Consider the following 23,664-nt stretch of genomic DNA (forward strand, 5'->3'; position numbering starts at 1 on the left):
ACCCTCGTGCTGATTCGCATCGTGCGGCTGCTCATGCAGCCGGGCCGCATCCTGCTGGCCGTCATGCGACGCCTGCCGTTCGGCTCCCACGAGCTGCGCTGCGCGCTCGACCTCTATCCGCGGCCGCACTACGCGTACGGCGTCCAGCAGGCGGCCGAGCTGGCCAGGCGGCTCGGCGTCGGCCGGATCAGCGTGGTCGAGTTCGGCGTCGCCGGCGGCGCGGGCATGGTCGAGCTCAACCGCATGGCGGCGCTGGCGACGGCGGCGACCGGCGTCAAGATCGACGTGTACGGCTTCGACACCGGCGCCGGCCTGCCCAAGCCCACCGACTACCGCGACCTGCCCTACATCTGGCGCGAGGGCGACTTCGTCATGGACGTCGAGGCCCTGCGCGCCCGCCTGGGAGCCGCGCACCTGATCCTGGGCAACATCGAGGACACGGTCGGGCAGTTCCTGGACGGCGAGCACCCCGCGCCCATCGGCTTCGTCTCCATCGACGTGGACTTCTACTCCTCGACCGCATCGGCGCTCAGGCTGTTCGCCGGCGACCACCGCTACTTCCTGCCCCGCGTGTTCGTCTACCTGGACGACACCGTCGGCGACGACGACCAGGTCATCCACAACGACTACGTCGGCGAGCTGAGCGCGATCCGCGAGTTCAACGAGGACAACAAGGCGATGAAGCTGGCCCCGATCCACGGCCTGCGGCACAAGCGCCCGGTCGCCGCCCCCTGGAACGACAACATCCAGGCGCTGCACCGGTTCGACCACCCCGACTACTCGACCTATGTCGCCCGTCCGGACACCGAGACGCAATTGCCGCTGTAAGTCCCTGTAACGAAGAAGCGGGCATCGGCGAGAGAAAGGAAAAGAACGACGCGAGGGGGTAAATCTCGCTATGTCCGTTATATTAACCAATAGCCGAATTCGGGATGATGTTCGGCGTCAAATGATCTTCAAAGGGGACGTGTTCCTCTACTCCGCCACCTCCGCCTCGACCAAGCTGATCGAGTTCGCCCGCGAGCTGATCGAGGAGGCGTTCGGAGCACGCGACCCGCAGACCGCCCAGTACGAGATGCCGGTGGAGGACTTCGCCGCGCTGCTCGCCGAGCTCAAGCCCCGCTTCATCCATCATCCCACCAGCAAGAAGCTGATCGGCGCCCTGCTGGAGGAGCTCGGCATGGCGCTGGATCAGACCTACTTCGACGTGCCGCGGCTGCGCACCTCGACCGCCGACCACTACCTCGACTCGGGCATCTCCTACGCCTACCACGCGCACAGGGACTGCTGGTACTCCGCGCCGTTCTGCCAGGTCAACTGGTGGATGCCCATCTACGAGGTGGTCCCGGAGAACGTCTTCGCCCTGCACCCGCAGTACTTCGACCGTCCCGTGCTCAACGGCAGCGGGCGCTACGACTACGCGGAATGGACCGCGGTGAGCCGGCCCACCGCCGCGCAGCACGTCCACAGCGACACCAGGGAGCAGCCCAAACCGGAGGAGGCGCTCGACCTCGACCCCGAGCTGCGGCTCGTCCCCGAACCGGGCGGCATGATGCTGTTCTCCGGGGCGCACCTGCACTCCACCGTCGCCAACACCTCCGGCAGGACCCGCTTCAGCATCGACTTCCGCACCGTGCACATCGACGACGTCCGCACCCGCGCCGCCGCCCCCAACGTGGACGCCGCCTGCCGCGGCACCACCCTGCGCGACTTCCACCGCGCCGACGACCTGTCGCGCATCCCCGAGGAGCTCGCGGCGGCCTACGAGGCCGAGGCGCTGGCGAAGATCACCTGATCCGGGTCACCTGAACCGCGCCCGCGCGGCCTCGCGCAGGCTCCGCCAGCCTCTGTGCCGCTGGAAGGGCAGCTCGAAGACGGACGCGAACAACCACGCCACTCCCACGCTCGCCGGCACGGCCAGGGCGAGCGTGAGGAGGAAGGCCGGCATCCCGGGCGGCACGCGCGGGGCCACGACCAGCCGGTTGACCATGACGACCAGCGGCGCGTGGATCAGGTAGAGGCTGTAGGAGAACGAGCCGAGCCGCCGTACCGGACGGGTGTCGAGCAGCCGGACGAGCCAGGAGGGCCGGCCCGTCGCCACGCCCGCCAGCAGCAGGCCGGCGGCGGGCCCGACCGCGAGGTCCACCCAGAAGAAGTGCCCGACCACCCACGCCGGACCGGCCACCACCACCAGCACGAGCACCGGCAGCGCGGCCGCCGCGGCCAGCCAGTGCCAGGGCAGCCGCCCGGTACGCTCCGACGCCCGCACCACCCCGGCGCACACCGCGCCCACGGCGAACAGCGCCGCGAACTGCGGGGTCAGCCGCATCAGCAGCTCCACGGCCGGCACGTACGGCGCCAGCGCGCCCACGGCCACCACGACCAGCGTCACCGCGCCCAGCATCACCGCCGCGCCCCACCGGCGCAGCACCAGCAGCATCAGCGGGAACACCAGGTAGAGCTGCGCCTCGACGGCGATCGACCACATGGCGCCGTTGGGGCTGGGGGAGCCGAAGACGTCCTGGAGCAGCAGGCCGTAGATGAGCACCGACTGCCCGGTGGGCACCTGCTGGCCGGGCTGCGGGATGACCGTCCACGCAATAACCAGGCTGAACAGCAGCGCCGCCCAGTACGGCGGCAGGATGCGCCAGGCGCGCCGGTTGAAGAACGTGGGGAGGCTGCCGAGCCGCCAGCCGGACCGCGCGGGCGAGACCGCGAGGGAGAACCCGGACAGCACGATGAACACCACGACCGCGAAGTGCCCGTAGAGCAGCCACCCCGTCCACCAGGGCGCGTCGTTGACCGGGAACCCGGGGAACGACAGCAGCCAGCAGTGGTGCAGGACCACGAACAGCGCGGCCAGCCCCCGTAACCCGTCGAGCCCGGCGAGCCTGCTCCGTGTCGCCGGACGCTCAATTGTCAGCCCCACCGAAAGCCCCCGTCGCCGTAGTCGTAGGTCTATCGCGGCGACCACGTCCGATGTAACCGATCTGGGGGGATGTAACGTCTGCCAGTGATTGGGCGATGGTCCGCTATAGGGCAAGTTCGCTGATGCGGGGGAACGTACCAAAATGGAGTTCTGGAAGGCGATCCTTGGTCTTCTCCGACGAATTCTGATAGGCCCGCCGCTGATCCTCCTGTCGATCCTGGTGGGCGGCGTGGTGTACGTCGTCCTTCCGGCCCACTACACGACCGACGTCTCCCTCGTCCTCGCGACCCCGGTGAACGGCGGCACGGTCAACAGCGACAAGACCAAGCAAGGGCTGACCAACCCCTTCCTCTCCTTCAACGACGCCCTCAAGACCGGGGCCAGCATCGTCATCCTGGCGATGAACACCCAGGACGTCTGGACCGAGCTCGGCGCCCCCAAGGACGGCCCGACCGAGATCACCATCGACGACGGGCGCACCAACCCCAACGTCCTGGACATCAACGGGCCCTACATCTACATCAGGGTGGACAGCGAGTCCCCGCGGCAGGCCACGACCGTGCTCATGGCGGCCCGCGAGCGCGTGGCGACCGAGCTGTTCAAGTGGCAGAAGACGCTCGGCGCGCCGCCGAACACCTTCATCACCTCCACCGACATCGTGCCGCCGTCCCAGCCGGAGGCCGACCACAGCGTGAACTGGCAGGGGGCGATCGGCGGCGCGCTGCTCACCCTGGTCCTGGGGCTCGGCATCGCCTACGGCGTGGTGGTCCGGCGCGAGCCCCGGCAGCGCCGCCGGCCCGAGCTCGCCGCCCCGGCCGCGCCCCCCGCCCCCGCTCCTGCCCCCGTTCCGGTTCCGGTTCCGGTCGCGGCGCCCGAGCCGGTCGAGGCCCAGGCGAGCGAGCCCGCCGAGCTCCCGGTACTCGACGAGGACAGCTCGGCCACCATGGAGTTCCCCGCCTACCGGGCCGGCCCGCTGTCGCCCGTCCCGGGGCCGAGGAAGGCGAACCAGGACGACGGCGAGAAGTGAGGGCCCGCCATGGACTTCTGGGCGACGGCGAAGATCCTGTTCAAGCACTGGTACGTGACGGTCCCCGCGTTCCTGCTCACGGTCGTCACGGCCCTCGGCGTCTTCGCCGTCGCGCCCAAGACCTTCATCTCCAGCTCGGCGCTCGTCCTGACCCTGCCGGTGACCGGCGGCAGCGTGCCGAGCGACCCCAAGTTCCCCAACCCGCGCACCAACCCCCTGGTCTCCTTCGACCAGGGGCTCAGCATGACCTCCTCGATCCTCATCCAGGCGCTCAACACGCCCCAGACGGCCGCCGCGCTCGGCGCGCCCATCGGCGGCGACGTCACGCTCAAGATCACCAGCGGTGGCACCAACCCCGAGCTGATGCCCGCGACCCCGTTCATCGTGATCGTCTGTGAGGCGCCGAGCGCCGAGCTGGCCCACGGCATCGTCGTGAAGGTCACCGCCCTGGCCCAGAAGGAGCTGCGGGCCCGGCAGCAGCAGGTCAAGGCGCCGCCCACCACGTACGTGACCGCCACGGTCGTGGTGCCGCCGACCGCGCCCGACGAGAAGAAGGGCAGCCGCATGCGCAGCGCCGTCATCACCGGCGCGCTGGCGTTCTTCATGAGCCTGTTCGCCGCCTTCGCCGTGGAGAGCTTCGCCCGGCACCGCCGGTCACGCCGGGGAGCCGCGGGCGGTTCCGTGCGGTTCGAGCCCGCGCTCGCCAACGGCGCCAGGACGCCGGCGGGACACGAAGGATGACCGCGACCACCCTGCCGCGGCGCGCCGACGGCGCCACCCTGGCCTGCCTGTTCGTGCTGTTCCTGCTGATCCTGCCGGCCCGCCTGGCGGTCGCCGGGCTGCCGCTCTCGCTCACCCCCGCCGAGATCATGGCCCTGTTCCTGGGCCTGGTGTGGGTGTGCGCCCAGATGGTCGGCACGACCGGCGTCGCCAAGGGCGGCAACCCCGTCCGCACCTCGATCTTCGTCTACGGCATGCTCCTGCTGGCCGTCTACGGCTACACGACCTACCGCTACCTGCCCTCCGACGAGCTCAACCTCGCCGACCACACGCTGGTGCTCTACCTGGGGTACGCGAGCCTGCTGCTGGTCATGTGCGACGGGATCGGCAGCCGCGACCGCCTCGACTTCGTGCTCAAGGCGGTCGTCATCGGCGGCACGTTCGCCGCGATCGTCGCGTTGCTGCAGTTCCGGCTGGACCTCGACCTCACCGAGTACATGCGCGTCCCAGGCCTGCGCCACTCCTCGGTCGAGGAGGTGCCGACCGTGATCTCCCGGTCCGACCTGCGCAGGGTCGCCGGCACGCTCGGCCACCCGATCGAGTTCGGCGCGCTGTCGGCGATGCTGCTGCCGCTGGCCGCCCACCTCGGCTTCCAGGCGCGCAGCCGGGGCCAGGCCGCGACCCGCTGGTGGATCTGCGCGGGCGTCATCGCGGCCGGCCTGATGTTCTCGGTCTCCAGGACGGCCGTGCTCGGCCTGGCCGGGGCCGGGCTGATCCTGCTGCTCGGCTGGTCCAACCGGCGGCGGATCGTCACCATCGGCGCGTTCGTGGTGTTCCTGGGCTTCATGAAGGTGCTGGCGCCGGGCCTGATCGGCACGTTCTACAACCTGTTCGCCGGCGCGGGCGAGGACAGCAGCGTCATCTACCGCACCCACGACTATCCCTTCGCGATGCGGGAGTTCGCCAAGAGCCCGGTCTTCGGCCGCGGCCTCGGCACCTGGTACCCCTTCAAGCACCAGGTGTTCGACAACCAGTACCTGCTGTCCCTGGTGGAGACCGGGGTGGTCGGCGTGCTGGGGTTCGTCGGCGTGATCGTGTGCGGGATCGTCGTCGCCCTGCGGGTGCGCCGCATGAGCACCGACCCGAACGTGCGCAACCTCGGCCTGACCATCGCCGCCTGCCTGGTGATCCCGCTGCTCGGCGCGGCCACCTTCGACCTGCTGTCCTTCCCCGGCATCACCAGCGTGCTGTTCCTGCTCGTCGGCGCGGCCGGGGCGCTGATGCGGTTCGAACGCCGCGATCAGGAGGCCAGGATGGTCCTGAGCTCCTTCCACGAGCCCGCCGACCTGTCGCGCTCGCTGATCGCGGTCACCGGCAACGGCCACGGCAGCGCGAGGTCGGGGTCGTCGTAGCGGACGGCCAGGTCCTCGGCCGGGTCGTGCTCCCTGTCGATGCGGTAGCAGACGTCGGCCTGCTCGGTCAGCGCCTGGTAGCCGTGCAGGAGGCCCGGCGGCACGTACAGGTTGGCGAAGGTCACGTCGTCGAGCCGGACGGCGACGTGCGCGCCGAACGTCGGCGACCCCGGCCGCGCGTCCACCAGGACGTCCAGCACCGCGCCACGGGCGGCGCGCACCAGCTTGGCCTCGCCGCGCCCCGACCGGCCGTGCATGCCCCTGACCGTGCCGAGCCGCGAGCGCGACTGGCTGTCCTGGACGAACGCCGTGTGGTCCAGCCCGTGCTCGGCGGCGATCGCGGCGTCGAAGGTCCTGGTGAACAGGCCGCGGTCGTCATGGCTCGGCGTCGGCACGAACAGCAGCGCGCCTTCGAGCCCCAGTCGCTCGACTCTCATGGTGTTCCTCTCCTGTGGAAGGGCCCGCGGCTCAGCCCGGCAGGGCCCGCAGCCGGCGGGACGGCCTGAGCAGCGCCACGACCGAGGCCCTGGCCGTACGCCGCCCGGCCGCCGCCCGCATCGCCTCGCCGAGCAGCACGGCCAGGTAGAAGCCCGCGGTCGCGACCCGGCCCCGGCGCCGCCGGAACAGCCGGACGCGGTTGACGGTGAGCAGCGCGGCCAGCATCGGGCTGGTCTTGGCCTCGCCGCCGATGTGCTCGACCACCGCGGCGGGCTCGTACCAGAGGGTCCAGCCGGCGTCGGCGGCGCGCAGCGCGTACTCGGTCTCCTCGCTGTAGAGCAGGAAGGACTCGTCCCAGGGGCCGAGCCGGGCCAGCGCCGTGGCCGAGACGAGCATGGCGGCGCCGGTGGCCCAGTCGGCCGGCCCGGGACGTTCGTAGCGGGCCGGATCGACGATCATCTCGCCCAGCGTGCCGATCCGCCCCGCCAGCCGTCCGCCGACCAGCGACTCGGCCAGCGCGCGGCGTACGGCGGGCGTGCGGCGCAGCGAGTGGTGCAGCACCCCCTCGGTGCTGACCAGCCGGGGGACCGCGATGCCGGTGCCCGGCCGGTCGAGGGCCGCGGCCAGTACGGCCAGCGCGCCGGGGCGCAGGCGGCAGTCCGGGTTCAGGACGAGCACCGCGTCGAGGCCGTCCAGGTCGAGCGAGGCGACCCCGGCGTTGATCGCCGCGGCGTACCCGGCGTTCCGGCCCACCTGAAGGGGCCGTACGGGCAGGCCGGCGGCCTGTTCGGCGATGCCGATCGAGTCGTCCTTGGAGGCGTTGTCGGCCACGACGACGTCGGTGAGCCGGACTCCCTTCGCGCCCTCGGGCAGGGAGGCCAGGCAACCGCCGAGGACCGGCGCGCTGTTGTAGGTCACGATCACGATCGCGACTCGGGGAGGGCCGGGCGTCACATGTCGCCATCGGCGGCCGGGAATGGATCGTTACAGGTAACAGAAGGCACTGATGAGGCGATGAGGAGGTAGAGGCCGGGTGTCGTAGGAGACGGAGACACATTCCATGCAGGATCTGCAGGCTTTCACCTTCCGCCGGGACGAGCTGTTCCCGCTGGCGGACAAGTACTCCGAGCAGTTCCGTACCGCCTCGCCGTTCCGTCACGTGGTCATCGACGACTTCCTGCCGCCCGAGGTGCTGGAGCCCGTCCTCGAGGAGTTCCCCGAGCCGCGCGACGCCACCTGGCAGCGGTTCGACAGCGCGCGCGAGGTGAAGCTGGCGCTGGCCGACACCGAGCGCATGGGGCCGGCCACCCGGCGTCTGCTGGCCGAGTTCAACAGCGGCGTGTTCGTCGAGTTCCTGGAGCGGCTGACCGGCATCACGCAACTGGTCTCCGACCCGCACTTCGAGGGCGGCGGCCTGCACCAGATCCGGCCCGGCGGCTTCCTGAAGGTGCACGCCGACTTCAACCGCAGCCGCCGGCTCAACCTCGACCGCCGGCTCAACGGCCTGCTCTACCTCAACAAGGACTGGGAGGAGAGCTACGGCGGGCACCTGCAGCTGTGGAACCAGGACATGACCGAGTGCGAGGGCAAGATCCTCCCGGTCTTCAACCGGTTCGTGCTGTTCGCCACGACCGACGACGCCAACCACGGCCACCCCGACCCGCTCACCTGTCCCGAGGACCGGGCCCGCCGCTCGATGGCGCTCTACTACTACTCCAACGGCAGACCCGACGACGAGGTCACCGACGACCACACCACGCTGTTCAAGCAGCGGCCGGGCGAGGCGTGGAAGAGCAACCTGCGCCAGGTCGCCAAACGCTGGACGCCGCCCGCGCTGGCCGACCTCGTCGGCGGCCGGAGGACCAAGGGCGAGTGAGGCCGTACGTCCGAGGGGGCTGGTGTCTCGTCGCGGTCCTGGTCGTGCTGCTGAGCGGCTGCACCGGGTCCCCCGGCGGGCCCGAGGTCACCCGGTCGCCGGCCGTGGCCACGTCCAGGCCGGGCACGCCGCCGCCGTCGAAGCCGGCCGAGCAGGGCTGGCCGGGCGCGCACAACACCGGCGTGCCCGAGGGGGTGGCGCTGCGCGAGTCGGGGTCGATCAGGGTGACCAAGGACGGCACGGTGATCGACGGCGTCGAGGTGACCGGCTACATCACGGTCGAGGCCGACGACGTGGTCATCCGCAACACGCGGGTGCGCGGCACCAAGGGCTGGTGGGGCATCCTCCAGCGCGAGGGACGCACCGGCCTGACGGTCGAGGACACCGAGATCTTCGGCAACGGCAAGGCGCGCACCCAGTTCGGCATACTCAACCAGGGCAAGCTGATCACGATCCGCCGCGTGGACATCCACACGATCTCCAACGGCATCCTGACCCAGCAGGGCCTGGTCGAGGACTCCTACGTGCACGACCCGAAGTACTACTCCGGCGACCACACCGACATGATCATGTCCACCGGGCCGCCCGCTCCCGGCACCGAGCTGGTCATCCGGCGCAACACGGTGATCAACACCCTCGACCAGACCGGCGCCATCGCCCTCTTCCAGGACTTCGGCGTCGTCAAGGACGTGACGGTCGAGGGCAACCTGCTGGCCGGCGGCGGCTGGTCGCTGTACGCGGGGGCCGGGGTGAAGGGGAAGTCGTCCAACATCAAGGTGATCGGGAACGTCTTCAGCCGCCGCGTCTGGCCCAAGGGCGGAGCGGCGGGACCGGTTTCATATTGGGATAAAGACGGGCCCGGAAACAGGTGGCACGGGAACACCTGGGAAAACGGCGGCACGGTACAGCCGGGATGACGCCTCTTTGTCGGATTTGCCGTGATAGATGAGAAACATGAGCTTGTTGTGATTTTGGAGGATAACGAGTTTATTTCGGTAAAAGGCACCACTTCTTCTTTCGGCATGGCTACTCTCTCCCCTTGGGGGACTCGGACTCGGCCACGATCGGAAGGAGTCGCCTGTGTCGCGGCATCGAAGAGGGAAGAGACGTACCGGCTGGTTATCCCTGGCCGGGGTCTCCGTGGTGGCGGTGCTGGCCGGCGGGTACGGCCTCGTCGTCTCCGACGTACTGGAGCCCCGGGCCGTCCTGACGGAAGCAGGCGGGGCGAGCAACGCGGCCTCGCCACAGGCCGCCGCCGGCCGGCGGGCCCGGCCGCGTCCCACCACCCACAAGCCCCGGCCCACCCGGACCCGGAGCCAGGAGCCGTGGTGGTGGCCCAGGCGGCCCACGAGGAAGCCGACCGCGCGCCCGACGCGCCGTCCCACCCACCGGCCGACGCACCGCCCGACGCCGACCGGCACCCTGCCCGGCACCCCACCCGGGACGCCCACGAAGACGCCCCCGCCGACACCCCCGCCGACACCCCCGACGACGCCCACGGCGACGCCCACGGTGAGCCCTCCGGCCACGCCGACCGTCACGGCCACCCGTACCCCGACCGCGACGCCCACGGCCACCCGCACCCCGACCGCGACCCCCACCGGCACCCCGACGGCGACGCCCACCGGCACCCCGACCGCGACGCCCACACCGAGCAAGACTCCGCCCCAGACGCCGACCCAGACCCCCACCAAGACCCCCACCGCCACCTCGCCCCCCGGCGGCGGCTGGCCCGGCGCGGGCAACACCGGCGTCCCCGACGGCACCGACCTGGTCAAGAAGACCGGCTCGATCGTCATCAAGGAGGACGGCAAGGTCATCGACGGCTGGGACGTCACCGGTGACATCACCGTCGAGGCCGACAACGTGACCATCCGCAACACCCGGGTCCGCGGCCAGAGCGACTACTGGGGCATCCTCCAGCGCGAGGGCTTCTCCGGCCTGAAGGTCGAGGACAGCGAGATCTTCGGCAACGGCAAGGTGCGCACCCAGTTCGGCATTCTCAACCAGGGCAAGATGATCACCATCCGCCGCGTGGACATCCACACGATCTCCAACGGCATCCTCACCGACCAGGGCCTGGTCGAGGACTCCTACGTGCACGACCCGAAGTACTACTCCGGCGACCACACCGACATGATCATGTCCACCGGCACCGCCGCCCCCGGCACCGAGCTGGTCATCAGGCACAACACGGTGATCAACACCCTCGACCAGACCGGCGCCATCGCCCTCTTCCAGGACTTCGGCGTCACCAGGAACGTCACCGTCCAGGGCAACTTCCTGGCCGGCGGCGGCTGGTCGCTGTACGCGGGCGCCGGCCGGAAGGGCCTGTCGTCCAACATCAAGGTGATCGACAACGTCTTCAGCCGCAAGGTCTGGCCCAAGGGCGGCTACGCCGGCCCGGTGTCGTACTGGGACGCGAACGGGCCGGGCAACGTCTGGAAGGGCAACTCCTGGGAGGGCGGCGGCGCGAGCATCATGGGCGCGGACTGACCCCGGCGAGCCAGGGCGGGCCGGCCGCGGACCGCGAGGACCGCGCTCAGGGCGGGCCGGCCGCGGATCGCGAGGACCGCGCTCAGGGCGGGCCGGCCGCGGATCGCGCTCCGGGTGCTAGCTGCGGACCGCGATGACCGACTTCACCAGCCCGGCCAGCCGCTCGAAGCGCAGCCGCGACTTCGGGAAGTAGTGCCGCATCTCGGTCACGCTCAGCAGCTCGACCTCCATGGCGATCATCCGGGCGGCGTCCCGGTCGGAGGTCGGCGTGTGGACGAGCGGCCAGCGGCGCAGGATCGTCGTCCGCGCGGCGAGCGGCAGGAACTGGAAGCCGGGGAACAGGAAGTGCGGCTCGACCGGGAAGTACCGGTAGGGCGTCTGCACCCAGTGGCGATCGGCCATCTCGTGCACGGTGTCGGCGAAGCGCTGCCGGCGCTGGTGGCCGCCGACGTGCTCGATGACGGCGTTGGAGAAGACCAGGTCGTAGCGGGTGCCGCGGATCGCGGGCGGCAGGTCGCAGGCGTCGGCGACGTCGGCCCGCAGCCAGGACGGCAGGTCGGCGGGCGGCTGTTCGAGGTTGACGATGTGCACGTGCGCGGGCCTGACCGGGGCGCGCATCCAGGCCCCGGCCGTGCCGCCGAGGTCGAGGACGCTCATCCGGTCGAGGTCGGGGAAGCGGGCGGCGAACCACTGCCACCTGCGTGCCCGCGCCTTGGCCCCCAGCGAGTCGGGAGCGTCCACGAAACGACTGCGCAGGGCGTTCAGGCGGCTCATAAAGGCAACTCCTCCGGCCGGAATAAGTAGCCCTATGCTCGCAGAATTTCGCCTGCCCGGCTAAGAGCGCGTTTCTTCGTGACATTCTTGGGATGCATACCAATTGACCGTCCGGCGCAACCCCTCGTCCAATTCCGTGGCAGGGCGCCAGCCGAGCCGGTCCGCCGCCGGGACGATGTCGGCGACCTGCGTGATGTCGTGCGGTCGGTCGGGCGCGGCGCCGAACTCGGGCCGCGTGCCCGTGCCCGTGATGCGGTAGAGCCGCTCGACGACCTCGTGGGCGGCGGTCCGTACGCCGGTGCCGACGTCGAGCGTGTGGCCGACCGCCTTGTCGGACTCGCCCGCCAGCACGAACGCGTCGACGACGTCGTCCACGTAGATCCAGTCGGCGAGCTTGGCGCCCCTGGTCAGCCGGGGACGTTCGCCGCGCAGCAGGCAGAGCGTCACGTACGGCACCAGCTTGGTGGTGTCGGGCTGGGCCGGGCCGTAGACCATGCTGGGACGCAGCACGGTGACGGGAAGGTCCCAGAGCCGGTGGTAGAGCCGCGCGTAGCCGGTGGCGGCCCACTTGGACATCGCGTACGCCGACGAGGGCGGCGCATGGTCGTTGCCCGGCCGCGGCTCCTCGATCGAGCCGGTGAACACGGTCCGGACGCCGTGCTCGCGCGCGGCCGACAGCACGTTGACCGCGCCCACGACGTTGCTCTCCAGCGTGGCCCGGACGACCTCGTCACCGCGCGACCCGGTGACCTCGCCGGCGAGATGGAACAGCAGGTCCGGGCGTACAGACCGGAACAGCCGCGCGGTGTCGCCGGCGTCGTCGAGCCGGGCCTGGTGCCAGATCTCCCCGTGGCGGGCCCGCTGGGGCCGCCGGCTCACCGCGTGCACCTGCGCGCCGAGCACGCGTAAACGCGCGGCCAGGTGCGATCCGATGAACCCGGCCGCACCCGTCACCAGCACCACGGCCTCAGGCCAATACGACATCGTGGATTGACCTCCGTGGAAGATGGAGCCGTCAGGCCGACGGCTCCATCTAATACACGAACTAGCCGATGCGCCAGGTGTCTCCACCCATGAGCAGGTCGCTCAGGTCGCCGGGGCCCTTCTGCGCCACGGCCTCCTCCAACTGGTCGGCCATGAGCACGTCGTAAGCCGGGCGGTCGACCTGGCGGAAGATGCCGATCGGCACGTGCTCGAAGGCCGGCTCGTCGAGCCTGCTGAGGGCGAAGGCCACCGACGGGTCGGGGTTGTGGGCGTCGTGCACGAGGATCTGCTCCTCGCTCACGCCGTCCCTGGCGACGACCTCGATGCCGCCGTTGGCGGCGCGCACGACGGCCTTGGACGCGCTCACGATCGGCTCGCCGTGCTCCAGGCGCAGCGTGATGTCGTCGCGGACCGCCGGGTCCTTGAGCTGCTCGAAGGCGTTGTCGTTGAAGATGTTGCAGTTCTGGTAGATCTCCACCAGCGACGTGCCGCGGTGGGCCGTGGCCTCGCGCAGCACCGACTGCAGGTGCTTGCGGTCGGAGTCGATCGTGCGGGCCACGAACGACGCCTCGGCGCCGATGGCCAGCGAGATCGGGTTGAACGGCTTGTCCAGCGAGCCCATCGGCGTCGACTTGGTGATCTTGCCGACCTCGGAGGTGGGCGAGTACTGGCCCTTGGTCAGACCGTAGATCCTGTTGTTGAACAGCAGGATGTTCAGGTTGACGTTGCGGCGCAGCGCGTGGATCAGGTGGTTGCCGCCGATCGACAGCGCGTCGCCGTCACCGGTGATCACCCACACCGACAGGTCCGGCCGCGAGGCGGCCAGGCCGGTCGCGATCGCGGGCGCGCGGCCGTGGATCGAGTGGAAGCCGTAGGTGTTGAGGTAGTACGGGAAGCGCGAGGAGCAGCCGATGCCGGAGACGAACACGATGTTCTCGCGCCGCAGCCCCAGCTCGGGCAGGAAGCTCTGCACGGCGGCCAGGATCGCGTAGTCACCGCAACCCGGGCACCAGCGCACCTCCTGGTCGGACTTGAAGTCCTTCAGCCCCTGCTTGACGTCCGTCTTGGGAACCAGGCTCAGGCCCTTCCCGTTCACCAGCTCAGTCACTGTCGATCACGTCCTGAATGACTCCGGCCAGCTCCTCGGCCTTGAACGGGAGCCCGCGCACGCGGTTGTAGCTGATCACGTCGACGAGGTAGCGGGCCCGCAGCAGCAGCGCGAGCTGGCCGAGGTTGATCTCGGGCAGCAGCACCTTGTCGTAGCTCTTGAGCACCTCGCCGGTGTTGGCCGGCAGCGGGTTGAGGTGGCGCAGGTGCGCCTGGGCGACCTTGCCGCCCTCGCGCCTGATGCGCCGCACGGCCGCCGCGATCGGCCCGTACGTCGAGCCCCAGCCGATGACCAGGACCTTGGCGTCGCCGTCGGGGTCGTCGACCTCGATGTCGGGCACGTCGATCCCGGCGATCTTGGCGGCCCGGGTGCGGACCATCAGGTCGTGGTTGTCCGGGTCGTAGGAGATGTTGCCGGTGCCGTCGGCCTTCTCGATGCCGCCGATGCGGTGTTCGAGGCCGGGGGTGCCGGGGATGGCCCAGGGGCGGGCCAGCGTCTCGGTGTCACGCTTGAACGGCAGGAACTCGCCGCCCTCACCGTTGGGCTCGGTCGTGAATTCTTGCGAAATGTCGGGCAAGTCGGAAACTTCGGGCAGGCGCCACGGCTCCGAGCCGTTGGCCAGGTAGCCGTCCGAGAGCAACATGACCGGCGTGCGGTACTTGACCGCGATGCGGGCCGCCTCGACGGCCGCGTCGAAGCAGTCGCTCGGCGAGAGCGGCGCGACGATCGGCACCGGCGACTCGCCGTTGCGGCCGAACATGGCCATCAGCAGGTCGGTCTGCTCGGTCTTGGTCGGCATGCCCGTGCTGGGACCGGCGCGCTGGACGTCAACGATGATCAACGGCAGCTCGGTGGTGACCGCGAGGCCGACCGTCTCCGCCTTCAGCGCCACGCCGGGGCCGGAGGTGGTGGTCACGCCCAGCGCCCCGCCGAACGCGGCACCCAGCGCCGCCCCGACGCCCGCGATCTCGTCCTCCGCCTGGAAGGTGCGGATGCCGAACCGCTTGTGCTTGGACAACTCGTGCAGGATGTCGCTGGCCGGCGTGATCGGGTAAGAGCCCAGGAACAGCGGCAGCTTCGACTGCACGCTGGCCGCGATCAGCCCGTAGGCGAGAGCCTGGTTCCCGGAGATGTTGCGATAGACGCCGGGAGCCAGCCTGGCCGGCTTGACCTCGTAGGAGACCGAGAACGACTCGGTCGTCTCGCCGTAGTTCCAGCCCGCCTGGAAGGCCGCGATGTTCGCCTTGGCGATGTCGGGCTTCTTGGCGAACTTCTGCTCCAGGAACGAGATCGTCTGCTCGGTCGGCCGGTGGTAGAGCCACGACAGCAGGCCGAGGGCGAACATGTTCTTGGCGCGCTCGGCGTCCTTCTTCGAGATCTCGAAGCCTTCGAGCGCCTTGACCGTCAGCGAGGTCAGCGGCACCGCGTGCACGCGCCACTCGCTCAGGGAGTCGTCCTCCAGCGGGTTGGCCGCGTAGCCGACCTTCTGCAGGTTGCGCTTGGAGAACTCGTCGATGTTGGCGATGATGTCGGCGCCGCGTGGCAGGTCGCCGAGGTTGGCCTTCAGTGCCGCCGGGTTCATGGCCACGAGCACGTTGGGCGCGTCGCCGGGCGTCAGGATGTCGTGGTCGGCGAAGTGGAGCTGGAAGCTCGACACGCCGGGCAGGGTTCCTGCGGGAGCGCGGATCTCGGCGGGGAAGTTGGGCAGCGTCGACAGGTCGTTGCCGAACTCCGCCGTCCCCGCGGTGAAGCGGTCGCCGGTGAGCTGCATGCCGTCGCCGGAGTCGCCGGCGAACCTGATGATCACGCGGTCGAGTTGCTGGACCTGCTTCGTCACAGCTCAGTCCTCCTCGACGCGCCAAGGCGCGGTTGCGTTGGGCGCGTTCTCTGTTTCCATGCTAGATCCTCGGAAGGTCACGCGTTTGCCAGCCGCGAAAGCGGGTAACGCGGTCGGAAGTCAGGGTGAGGCGGGAGAACGACGACACAGCCCTGACGCGAGCCTGCAGAGGTCTACATGCAGGCGTGCGAAGAGGACGGTTCGGGTCACGAGCGCCAATGATACGTCCCCCCAACACGTGTGCTACGTCAGGGGCTGCTTGCGCGACTGCTGGTTCCCCGACTCGTACAGGCGTCCGGCGCGCATCGCTGCGGAGCCGTACAACTCTGGAACGGTCACGAAGGTGTAACCCTTCCCGCTGAGTTCTTTCAGGATGCCCGGAATCGCGTCGATCGACTCGGGGTTGGTGTCGTGCATCAGGATGATCGCGCCCGGATGGGCCTTCCGCACGACGCGGTCGGCGATCTCCGACGCCTTCGCGCCGGGCTCGTCCCTGGAGTTCACGTCCCAGCCGACCAGCGACAGTCCGAGGTCGCGGGCGACGTCGCGCACGTCCTTGCTGATCGCGCCGTAGGGCGGGCGGGCCAGTGTGGGCTCCTGCCCGATCGCCGCCCGGACGGCGTCGTCGGCACGCCGGAAGGAGTCAGCGATCTTGCTGGTCGCCTGCTTGGACAGGTCACGGTGCGACCAGGAGTGGTTGCCGACCAGATGGCCTTCCGCGCTCATCCTGCGCAGCAGGCCCGGCTGCGCGACGGCGTTCGTCCCGACGGTGAAGAAGGTGGCCCGCGCCTTGCCGGCGGCCAGCAGGTCGAGCAGCCGCCCGGTCCGCGGCCCCGGCCCGTCGTCGAACGTCAGCGCCACGCACTTGGTCCTGGCGCAGTTCACGCTCCCGGCCCGGTTGCTGGACGCCTCGGGGCTGGCCGTCGGCGTCGTCTTCGGCCCGGCCGGAGGGGCGCTGCGGGCGGCCTCCCGTACGCTCTCCTGCGCCCGGCGTCCCAGCTCGGACAGCAGCGGCGCGACCCGTCCCGCCTGGACGGCCACGGCGACCCGGCCGAGCGAGCACGGCCCGATCTGGCAGTCGTCGAACTCGACCACCAGGTCACCGCTCCGGTTGAAGGCCATGGAGTCGAACTGGCCGGGGTCGGCCCGCACGCCGTCCCGCTCGACCTGTGGCCCGCGTCCCTTGAGCTGCTCCTTGACCAGCACCGCGAGCCGGTCCAGCGCCTGCGGCCCGCCGAGCAGCGCCGCGGACCCGCCCGCCTTGCCGGTACGCGGGTCGAACCAGAAGGTACGGGTGGAGTTGCCCCAGCTCGCGCCCAGGAACTCGCCGGTGCGCAGCCGTACCGCGACGGCCTCCGGGGAGCGGGCGGCGAGCTGCCAGTCCACGTTCAGCTCGGGACGCGGGTAGTCGCCGTTGACGCTCTTGGCGGCCCGGAAGTCCCGCAGTTGCCGCTCGGCGTCCGCGCGCAGCGCGCGGTTCAGGCCCGGCGCGTCGGCCAGTTCGGGGTAGCTGATGTGCACGAATCTGCTGTGGTCGTCCTCGTTCGTGATGGTCGCGGTGGACAGGCCGACGACTGTCGCGGGGTCGACGAAGTCGATCGCGGTCGGCTCTGCCGGGACCAGCACGTCCCGCTCGGGTGCGGCGGCGGCCAGCCCGCAGCCCCCGGCCGAGAGGGCCAGCAGAGCGATTCCAGCAAAGAATCGCGTTTGGTGCATGTCTGTCAGGGTATGTGGGGGACCTTACCTTTTGCCCTGTCTTGGGGCTATGGGGTCTGAGGTTTGACTGGGTTACGATCACGTCATGGAGGGCTACTTCGGGTCCTACGTGCTGGTCGCCGTGCTGTTCGCGATCGGCGTCGCCATCGTCGCCGGGGCCCTCACGGCCAACCGGCTCCTGCGGCCCACCAGGCCGACCCCCGAGAAGCTGACCACGTACGAATGCGGCGTCGACCCCGTCGGCGACGGCTGGGCGCAGTCGCAGGTCCGCTACTACGTCTTCACCTACCTCTACGTCGTCTTCGCCGTCGACGCCGTCTTCCTCTTCCCGTGGGCCACGATCTTCGACGCGCCCGGCTACGGGGTCACGACTCTGGTGGAGATGTTCGTGTTCCTCGGCTTCATCGCCCTCGGCATCCTGTACGCCTGGCGCAAACGCGTCCTGTCCTGGACATAGCCCGGCTCCTGGCCGCCGATCGTTACCCGGACGTGCTGGCACCCTGAATGTGTCGTGTGTCACCGTCCTCGGTCGTGCCGAGACAAAGATCGTGTCCCCGCTGCGACGTTTCGATCGAGCATGATGAGCGGTATCCCGCCTGGTGTCCGTCCTGCGGATGGAATCTGCCCGTCCCTCAGGGCAAGCGCTCGATCAGCGCGGTCCTCGCCGACCGCCTGACGGCCGGACTGCACGCCGACGCGCTCAGGAGAGGCGTCGACGTACCGCAGGGGAAAGTCCCGCGGGCGCTTTCGTACCTGTTCGCCGGGCTCATCCACCTGATCGCGGTGAGCGCACTCGCCGCGGCCGGCTGGGCGGTCGTCACGTGGCCGAACGTTCTCGGCGTGCTGCTCGGCGCGTTCCTGCTGTTCGTGGCCTGGCTGATGCGGCCGCGTCTGGGCCGGGTGCCGAGCGGACCGCTCGTGCTCACCAGAGACGCCGCGCCGCGCCTGTACGACCTGACGGACAGGATCGGGGCGGAGATCGGGGCGGACCAGGTGGACCTCGTCGTCGTCACCCCCGTCTTCAACGCGTCCTTCGAACAGGTGGGCCCAAGGGGCAGGCGCGTGCTCACGATCGGCGCCCCCCTCTGGGCGCTGCTCGAACCCCAGCAGCGGGTGGCGCTGCTCGCGCACGAGCTGAGCCATTCCAGCAACGGCGACAGCCGCCACGACCGGTTCACCCGTACCGCGCTCGGCGCGCTGGCCGCCGTGCACCGGGCGATGCGCGGCGCGGCCGGGGGCGGGGAGTACGCGGCGGAGGCCGTGCCGCAGAGCGTGCTCAGCGTCCTGGCGCTGGTGCTGCTCATCGTGATGCGCGTGGCCGGGGTCGTCGTCCGGCTGGTGGGCCTGCTCTTGCTGGTCGTCACCATGCGCTCCGCCCGCCAGGCCGAGTACGTCGCCGACGAGCGCTCCGCCCGCATCGCCTCCTCGGCGGCCGCCGCCGCGACCCTTGACCTCGTCGCCACCGGCGACGTCGACGTGAACGAACTGGCCTGGATGTCGTCCGCGCTCGGCCCTTCGGTGTGGGAGCACCTGCGTGAGCGGCAGGCCGCCGTCCCCGACTCCGAGCTCGAACGGCGCCGCCGGATCGAGGCCATGGCACAGGCCCGCCTCGACGACTCGCATCCGCTGCTCCCGCTGCGCGTGGAGTTCGTCCGCTCGCTGCCTCACGACTGGCCCCTGATCAGGCTGCGCGACAACGAGAACGAGGCCATCGAGGCCGAACTGGCCCCCCTGTTCGACCGGCTCGCCACCGAACTCGGCGCCACCAAGAGACATGATTCCTTTGCCTGACCTGCGATTCGCGCAAGAATGGGCGACATGGCAGCAACGGATCTCCCGATGCCCACCGTCGGACCTGTCTCCAGGCTCGCGCCCAAACCCATGCGGTTCGTGCTCAACTGGGGGCGGCGCTACTCGCTGTGGGTGTTCAACTTCGGGCTGGCCTGCTGCGCCATCGAGTTCATCGCGACCTCCATGAGCAGGCACGACTTCATCCGGTTCGGGGTCATCCCGTTCGCCAACGGCCCCCGCCAGGCCGACCTGATGATCGTCTCCGGCACGGTCACCGACAAGATGGCCCCCGCCGTGAAGCGCCTCTACGAGCAGATGCCGGACCCCAAGTACGTGATCTCGTTCGGTGCCTGCTCCAACACCGGCGGCCCCTACTGGGACTCCTACTGCGTGACCAACGGCGTCGACCAGATCATCCCCGTCGATGTCTACGTGCCCGGCTGCCCGCCCCGTCCGGAGGCGCTGCTCTACGGGATCATGAAGCTTCAGGAGAAGATCGCGGGGGAGAAGCTCAGCGACCGCTACGTCTGGTCCCGCTCCCACGGCTCCGAGGACCAGGCGTGAACGCCGCCGTCGCCGCCCGTTTCGGCGAGCGCGCCGAGATCAGCGAGTCCTACGGCGAGACCACGGTCGACGTCGCCCCCGCCGACTGGATCGAGCTGCTGACCTTCGCGCGCGACGACCTCGGCCACGCCTTCTTCGACTGGCTGACCGGCGTGGACGAGCCCCCCGACGCGTTCGTCGTCGTCGCCCACGTCTACAACCTGGACGCCCGCGAGCGGCTGCTGCTGCGCACCCGGGTGCCGCGCGCCGACCCGCGCCTGCCGTCCGCCGTCGGCGTCTACCGGGGGGCGAACTGGTACGAGCGCGAGACGTACGAGATGTTCGGGGTGATCTTCGAGGAGCACCCGTACCTGGTGCCGCTGCTCCTGCCCGACGGCTTCGAGGGCCATCCGCTGCGCAAGGACTTCGTGCTGGCCGCCCGCGTGGCCAAGCCGTGGCCGGGCGCCAAGGAGCCGGGCGAGTCAGGGCACGGCGCCCCGAGCCGCCGCAAGACGCTTCCGCCCGGAGTACCGGCCGATTGGGGTCCGCCTGATGCTTGAAGTGGTGCTGAGCTTCGTCGTCATCCTCGCCGTGTTCCTGGTGCTGCCGCTGATCGTCGGCCAGACCGAGCACAAGGTCATGGCCCACATGCAGTCGAGGCTCGGCCCCATGTACGCCGGCGGCTTCCACGGCTGGGCGCAGCTCATCGCCGACGGCGTGAAGTTCATGCAGAAGGAGGACGTCATCCCGGCCGCGGCCGACCGCCGCGTCTTCATGATCGCGCCGGGCGTGGCGCTGGTCCCGTACCTGGTCGTGCTGATCGTCATCCCGCTCGACCGCGGCCTGGTCGCCGTCGACCTCGATCTCGGGCTGTTCTTCGTGCTCGCCGTCATGGGCGTCGGGGTGCTCGGCGCGATCATGGCGGGGTGGGCGTCGGCCAACAAGTATTCGGTGCTCGGCGGCATGCGGGCGGCTGCCCAGCTCATGTCGTACGAGCTGCCGCTGGTGCTGGCGGCCTCGTCCGTGGCGATGGCGGCGGGCACGCTGTCGATGCCCGGCATCGTCGAGGCGTGGCAGTGGTGGTGGCTGCCCTGGCAGGCGATCGGCGGCGTGGTGTTCTTCGTGGCGGGGCTGGCCGAGTTGCGCCGTCCGCCGTTCGACATGCCGATCGCCGAGTCCGAGATCATCATGGGCCCGATGACCGAGTACACCGGCATGCGTTTCGCCCTGTTCATGCTCTCCGAGTACGCCGGGATCGTCGTCCTGTCCTTCCTGACCACCGTGCTCTTCCTGGGCGGCTGGCACGGGCCGTTCCTGCCCGGCTGGATCTGGACCCTGATCAAGGTCTTCGCGCTGGCGTTCGTGGTGATCTGGCTGCGCGTCACCTATCCGCGGCTGCGTGAGGATCAGCTGCAGAAGCTCGCCTGGGCCGGCCTGGTGCCGCTGGCCCTCGTGCAGCTCGCGCTCACTGGAGTGGTGAAGGTCCTCATCTGAGTTTCGCGGCGGCGGAAACTTTATGCCGCCCTTATCCGTCATACCCGGCATAGGGGGCCCCGGATGAAGGGGACGACTTGTGAACGCGCAACTCCTGCCCGTCGCGGGTGCGATGAAAGGCGCCCGCTGCCCGAAAGTCAGCCTCACCTCCGACGGCCGCACCTTGACCGTCACCGACGAAGCCAGGGGCCGTTCCATGACCCTGTCGCCCGCGTCGCTCTACCGTTACAAGTATTCGATCGACGGTTCGGGGAAGAAGTCGCAGTTACTGAAAGGGGTCGCCGCCCTCGACCCCGACGGGCTGGTCCTGCTGGACCTCCCCGGCGACTGGCATCCACCCCACCTGCGGGACTTCGCCGCCAAGGCCGGCATCCCGCTCCGGGACGGCCGGGACGACAGCTCCAAGCGGGCGCGCCGGATCCTCGCCGCCCGCGCCCCCGGCTGGGAACGCATCCGCGGAGTCCCGGCGCCGCGGACGACCCGATGGAACATGGCGCTGGGGGTGTGCGCGGGAATCGCCGGGCTGGCGTTGATGGTGTACCTGGGGGTCGCGGGAATGTGGGGTGCCTGGCGCGGCTTCTCGGCCTTCGGGCGTTTCCTGATGGAACTGATCGAGGCCAAATGGTTGATGGTGGCCTTCAGTCCCGCGCTGCTCGTCGTGCGGCCTGTGCTGGGCGGGGTGCACCGGTGGCAGGAGAAGCGCGGCCTTGTCGTGGGGCCGCCTGGAGGGCCGTACCTGCGGATGAAGTCGTCCCGGACGTTGTCGGTGTACCGCCGTTCGGGGGTCATCACCGAACTTCCGGTCGAACCGGGCAGCAGCCTCCTGCGGTACCGCCACGACGACCTGTGCGGCGTCTTCGTCCTCGACCCCGCCGGGAATCCCCTGCTCCACCTGCCCGGCCGCTGGCCCCCGGCCTCTCTCCACCGCTTCACCGAACGCCACGGGCTGGGCCTGGCGATGCACCAGGTCTCCCGAGAGGAATACCTGACCCTCACCACCCACTCCCCACAGGCCTTCCCCTGACACCCTCATCATCACGACGCCCTGTACGAGATCCGGTGAAGGGGGCTCCCGTGCCTCGTGTCCCTTGAGGCAGGGGATGACCCGCTTTCGTCGTACGGCGCTTCGGAGTGGGGTGATTCGCTTCAAGCCCTTTTGATCCGGTTGGGAAGGCCAGCCGCGGGCGATCACCGGTGGGCGGCCGGTTGTGCGGTGGTTGCCGGCCTGTGTGGAGGTGGTCGGCGGTCAGTGGACGATCGCGACCATCACGTCCGACGCCGACGGTCGTTCCTCGGGGCGTTTGTTCAGGCATGCCCCCACCACAGCGCGCAAGGCGGGCGGCAGCGGCGACAGGTCCGGATGGAACGTGAGCACCCGGTTGAAGACGGCAGGCACGGTGTCCTCCCCGAACGCCGGACGCCCGGTGGCCGCGAACATCATCGTCACCGCCCAGCTGAACACGTCGGACGCGGGCCCCACAGGCTCACCGGTCAACTGCTCAGGCGACATGTACGGCGGTGTCCCCACCATCTTCCCGGACGTCATGGTCATCCGGTCGAGCGCCCGGGCGATCCCGAAGTCGATCACCCGCGGCCCGTCGTGCCCGATCAGGACGTTGCTCGGCTTGAAGTCACGATGCACCACCCCGGCCTTGTGGATGGCCGCCAGCGCTCCGGCTGTGGATAACGCGAGCCGCGTCAGGCCGTCCTCGTCACGGGGCCCGTGGCGCCGTACGAGTTGCTCCAGCGACGGGCCCTCCACGTATTCCGAGACGATGTACGCGTGCTGCCCGTTGATGTTCACGTCGAGCACCCGGGCCGTGGAGAACGTGGCGACCCGGCGAGCCGCGTCCACCTCCCGCGCGAACCGGGTGCGCGCCGTCTCGTCGACCAGGTCGTGCAGCACCTTGACCGCCACCCGCGCCCCGTTGGGCGCCATGGCCAGGTAGACGGCGCCCTGCCCACCGCGCCCGAGCTGGTGCAGCACCCGGTAGTGCCCGATCCACTCCGGCTGCCCGCGATGCTGCTGATGGGTGGGGGCCGTGGTCCGTTGATGCAGGTCGGCGGGCCGGTGTTGCGGCACGGGCGTCTGCGCGTGCGCGTGCATGGGTGCCTGCGTGTGCGCGGGGGCCTGCGCGTGCACCGGCGGCCGGTGGCGCGCCCGCGCCATCGCCGGCACCAGGACGGCAGAATGGGCGATCCCGCCGATCCAGGCGATCACGAACCCGAACGAGATCAACGTGGACATCGGCTCGGGGATGTTGTCGAAGTCGTCGTACAGCATGATGGCGATGACGAACGAGCCGATGAGGACCAGGTAGACGCAGGCCCCGATGGCCTGCCAGGTGCTCCGCAGCCAAAATGCCGCGAACCCGATCGTGAACGGGGTCGCCAGCCCGCACGAGATCAGGGCCAGGCTGGCCCACCCGATGGCGGCCGCCCACGCCCCGCTGCTGGGACGGACCGGTTGGCTGTACGGCATGGCCGAGAGACTATCGCCATGCAGTCGTTCATATCGG

At 70.0% G+C, this 23,664-nt stretch carries 24 protein-coding genes; 14 read left to right on the forward strand and 10 right to left on the reverse strand.

The genetic code is table 11. From position 1 onward, the window contains the following. The first annotated feature begins 6 nt into the window (after positions 1-6). Both ABZ444_RS07625 and ABZ444_RS07630 read left to right on the forward strand, forming a co-directional pair. On the forward strand, positions 7-828 hold the full coding sequence (locus ABZ444_RS07625) for a hypothetical protein (RefSeq protein ID WP_357994055.1): 822 nt from the start codon (positions 7-9) through the stop codon (positions 826-828). A 121-nt stretch (positions 829-949) separates the two neighbouring features. After that, positions 950-1,795, forward strand: a complete 846-nt coding sequence (locus ABZ444_RS07630; RefSeq protein WP_357994057.1) for a hypothetical protein — start codon at positions 950-952, stop codon at positions 1,793-1,795. A gap of 6 nt (positions 1,796-1,801) precedes the next feature. Here ABZ444_RS07630 and ABZ444_RS07635 read toward each other — a convergent pair whose 3' ends face one another. Further along, positions 1,802-2,929: an acyltransferase gene (locus tag ABZ444_RS07635; protein WP_357994059.1), complete on the reverse strand. Its 1,128-nt coding sequence runs from the start codon at positions 2,927-2,929 to the stop codon at positions 1,802-1,804. 142 nt (positions 2,930-3,071) lie between these two features. Here ABZ444_RS07635 and ABZ444_RS07640 point away from each other — a divergent pair, with 142 nt between their 5' ends. From ABZ444_RS07640 to ABZ444_RS07650, 3 genes are read left to right on the forward strand one after another with little or no spacing between them, the layout of a single operon-like run. Continuing rightward, positions 3,072-3,956 carry a hypothetical protein gene (locus ABZ444_RS07640; RefSeq protein ID WP_357994061.1) on the forward strand — a complete coding sequence of 295 codons (885 nt, stop codon included), beginning with the start codon at positions 3,072-3,074 and terminating at the stop codon, positions 3,954-3,956. Between the two features lie 9 nt (positions 3,957-3,965). After that, positions 3,966-4,697, forward strand: a complete 732-nt coding sequence (locus ABZ444_RS07645; protein WP_357994063.1) for a hypothetical protein — start codon at positions 3,966-3,968, stop codon at positions 4,695-4,697. Continuing rightward, positions 4,694-6,088 carry an O-antigen ligase family protein gene (locus ABZ444_RS07650; protein ID WP_357994065.1) on the forward strand — a complete coding sequence of 465 codons (1,395 nt, stop codon included), beginning with the start codon at positions 4,694-4,696 and terminating at the stop codon, positions 6,086-6,088. Before ABZ444_RS07645 ends, ABZ444_RS07650 begins: the two co-directional genes overlap by 4 nt. Here ABZ444_RS07650 and rfbC read toward each other — a convergent pair. Beyond that, on the reverse strand, positions 5,977-6,525 hold the full coding sequence (gene rfbC / locus ABZ444_RS07655; RefSeq protein ID WP_357994067.1) for a dTDP-4-dehydrorhamnose 3,5-epimerase: 549 nt from the start codon (positions 6,523-6,525) through the stop codon (positions 5,977-5,979). The genes ABZ444_RS07650 and rfbC overlap by 112 nt on opposite strands. Positions 6,526-6,556: 31 nt before the next feature. Beyond that, entirely contained in the window at positions 6,557-7,480 is a 924-nt protein-coding gene (locus tag ABZ444_RS07660; RefSeq protein ID WP_357994069.1) for a glycosyltransferase family 2 protein, read from the reverse strand. 106 nt (positions 7,481-7,586) lie between these two features. Here ABZ444_RS07660 and ABZ444_RS07665 point away from each other — a divergent pair, with 106 nt between their 5' ends. The 3 genes from ABZ444_RS07665 (at position 7,587) to ABZ444_RS07675 (ending at position 10,898) form a co-directional block, all read left to right on the forward strand. Beyond that, positions 7,587-8,402: a 2OG-Fe(II) oxygenase gene (locus tag ABZ444_RS07665; protein WP_357994071.1), complete on the forward strand. Its 816-nt coding sequence runs from the start codon at positions 7,587-7,589 to the stop codon at positions 8,400-8,402. Beyond that, entirely contained in the window at positions 8,399-9,319 is a 921-nt protein-coding gene (locus ABZ444_RS07670; RefSeq protein ID WP_357994073.1) for a hypothetical protein, read from the forward strand. Before ABZ444_RS07665 ends, ABZ444_RS07670 begins: the two co-directional genes overlap by 4 nt. A 163-nt stretch (positions 9,320-9,482) precedes the next feature. Then, positions 9,483-10,898 carry a hypothetical protein gene (locus ABZ444_RS07675; protein WP_357994075.1) on the forward strand — a complete coding sequence of 472 codons (1,416 nt, stop codon included), beginning with the start codon at positions 9,483-9,485 and terminating at the stop codon, positions 10,896-10,898. Between the two features lie 117 nt (positions 10,899-11,015). Here ABZ444_RS07675 and ABZ444_RS07680 read toward each other — a convergent pair whose 3' ends face one another. The 6 genes from ABZ444_RS07680 to ABZ444_RS07705 form a co-directional block, all read right to left on the reverse strand. Then, a complete protein-coding gene (locus ABZ444_RS07680; RefSeq protein WP_357966519.1) occupies positions 11,016-11,672 on the reverse strand; it encodes a class I SAM-dependent methyltransferase in 657 nt (218 codons plus the stop codon). A 60-nt stretch (positions 11,673-11,732) separates the two neighbouring features. Further along, the gene (locus ABZ444_RS07685) at positions 11,733-12,656 is read right to left on the reverse strand and encodes an NAD-dependent epimerase/dehydratase family protein (protein WP_357994077.1); all 924 of its coding nucleotides are present in this window, start codon (positions 12,654-12,656) and stop codon (positions 11,733-11,735) included. 61 nt (positions 12,657-12,717) lie between these two features. Continuing rightward, positions 12,718-13,764, reverse strand: coding sequence for a 2-oxoacid:ferredoxin oxidoreductase subunit beta (locus ABZ444_RS07690; RefSeq protein WP_357994079.1), 1,047 nt, complete (start codon positions 13,762-13,764; stop codon positions 12,718-12,720). Then, the gene (locus ABZ444_RS07695) at positions 13,757-15,601 is read right to left on the reverse strand and encodes a 2-oxoacid:acceptor oxidoreductase subunit alpha (protein ID WP_357994081.1); all 1,845 of its coding nucleotides are present in this window, start codon (positions 15,599-15,601) and stop codon (positions 13,757-13,759) included. The genes ABZ444_RS07690 and ABZ444_RS07695 overlap by 8 nt, the downstream gene beginning before the upstream one ends. 120 nt (positions 15,602-15,721) lie before the next feature. Beyond that, entirely contained in the window at positions 15,722-15,811 is a 90-nt protein-coding gene (locus ABZ444_RS07700; RefSeq protein WP_352322479.1) for a putative leader peptide, read from the reverse strand. Between the two features lie 33 nt (positions 15,812-15,844). Continuing rightward, positions 15,845-17,317: a polysaccharide deacetylase family protein gene (locus ABZ444_RS07705; protein WP_357994083.1), complete on the reverse strand. Its 1,473-nt coding sequence runs from the start codon at positions 17,315-17,317 to the stop codon at positions 15,845-15,847. Positions 17,318-17,402: 85 nt separating this feature from the next. On the opposite strand from ABZ444_RS07705, the gene ndhC reads away from it, so the two are divergent. The 6 genes from ndhC (at position 17,403) to ABZ444_RS07735 (ending at position 22,169) form a co-directional block, all read left to right on the forward strand. Beyond that, positions 17,403-17,774 (forward strand): NADH-quinone oxidoreductase subunit A, encoded by a 372-nt coding sequence (gene ndhC, locus ABZ444_RS07710; RefSeq protein ID WP_357994086.1) that lies wholly within the window; start codon positions 17,403-17,405, stop codon positions 17,772-17,774. A 74-nt stretch (positions 17,775-17,848) separates the two neighbouring features. After that, on the forward strand, positions 17,849-19,108 hold the full coding sequence (locus ABZ444_RS07715; RefSeq protein ID WP_357994088.1) for a M48 family metallopeptidase: 1,260 nt from the start codon (positions 17,849-17,851) through the stop codon (positions 19,106-19,108). 90 nt (positions 19,109-19,198) lie between these two features. After that, a complete protein-coding gene (locus ABZ444_RS07720) occupies positions 19,199-19,672 on the forward strand; it encodes an NADH-quinone oxidoreductase subunit B family protein (RefSeq protein ID WP_352322499.1) in 474 nt (157 codons plus the stop codon). Further along, the gene (locus tag ABZ444_RS07725) at positions 19,669-20,211 is read left to right on the forward strand and encodes an NADH-quinone oxidoreductase subunit C (protein WP_357994090.1); all 543 of its coding nucleotides are present in this window, start codon (positions 19,669-19,671) and stop codon (positions 20,209-20,211) included. The genes ABZ444_RS07720 and ABZ444_RS07725 overlap by 4 nt, the downstream gene beginning before the upstream one ends. Continuing rightward, positions 20,204-21,145, forward strand: a complete 942-nt coding sequence (gene nuoH / locus ABZ444_RS07730) for an NADH-quinone oxidoreductase subunit NuoH (RefSeq protein ID WP_357994092.1) — start codon at positions 20,204-20,206, stop codon at positions 21,143-21,145. Before ABZ444_RS07725 ends, nuoH begins: the two co-directional genes overlap by 8 nt. A gap of 79 nt (positions 21,146-21,224) precedes the next feature. Continuing rightward, entirely contained in the window at positions 21,225-22,169 is a 945-nt protein-coding gene (locus ABZ444_RS07735; protein ID WP_357994094.1) for a hypothetical protein, read from the forward strand. Positions 22,170-22,391: 222 nt separating this feature from the next. Here the strand turns inward: ABZ444_RS07735 and ABZ444_RS07740 are convergent, their stop codons facing one another. Beyond that, positions 22,392-23,627, reverse strand: coding sequence for a serine/threonine-protein kinase (locus tag ABZ444_RS07740; RefSeq protein ID WP_357994096.1), 1,236 nt, complete (start codon positions 23,625-23,627; stop codon positions 22,392-22,394). Positions 23,628-23,664: the final 37 nt, after the last annotated feature.

The organism is Nonomuraea sp. NPDC005730, from assembly GCF_040630865.1.
Lineage (GTDB): Bacteria > Actinomycetota > Actinomycetes > Streptosporangiales > Streptosporangiaceae > Nonomuraea.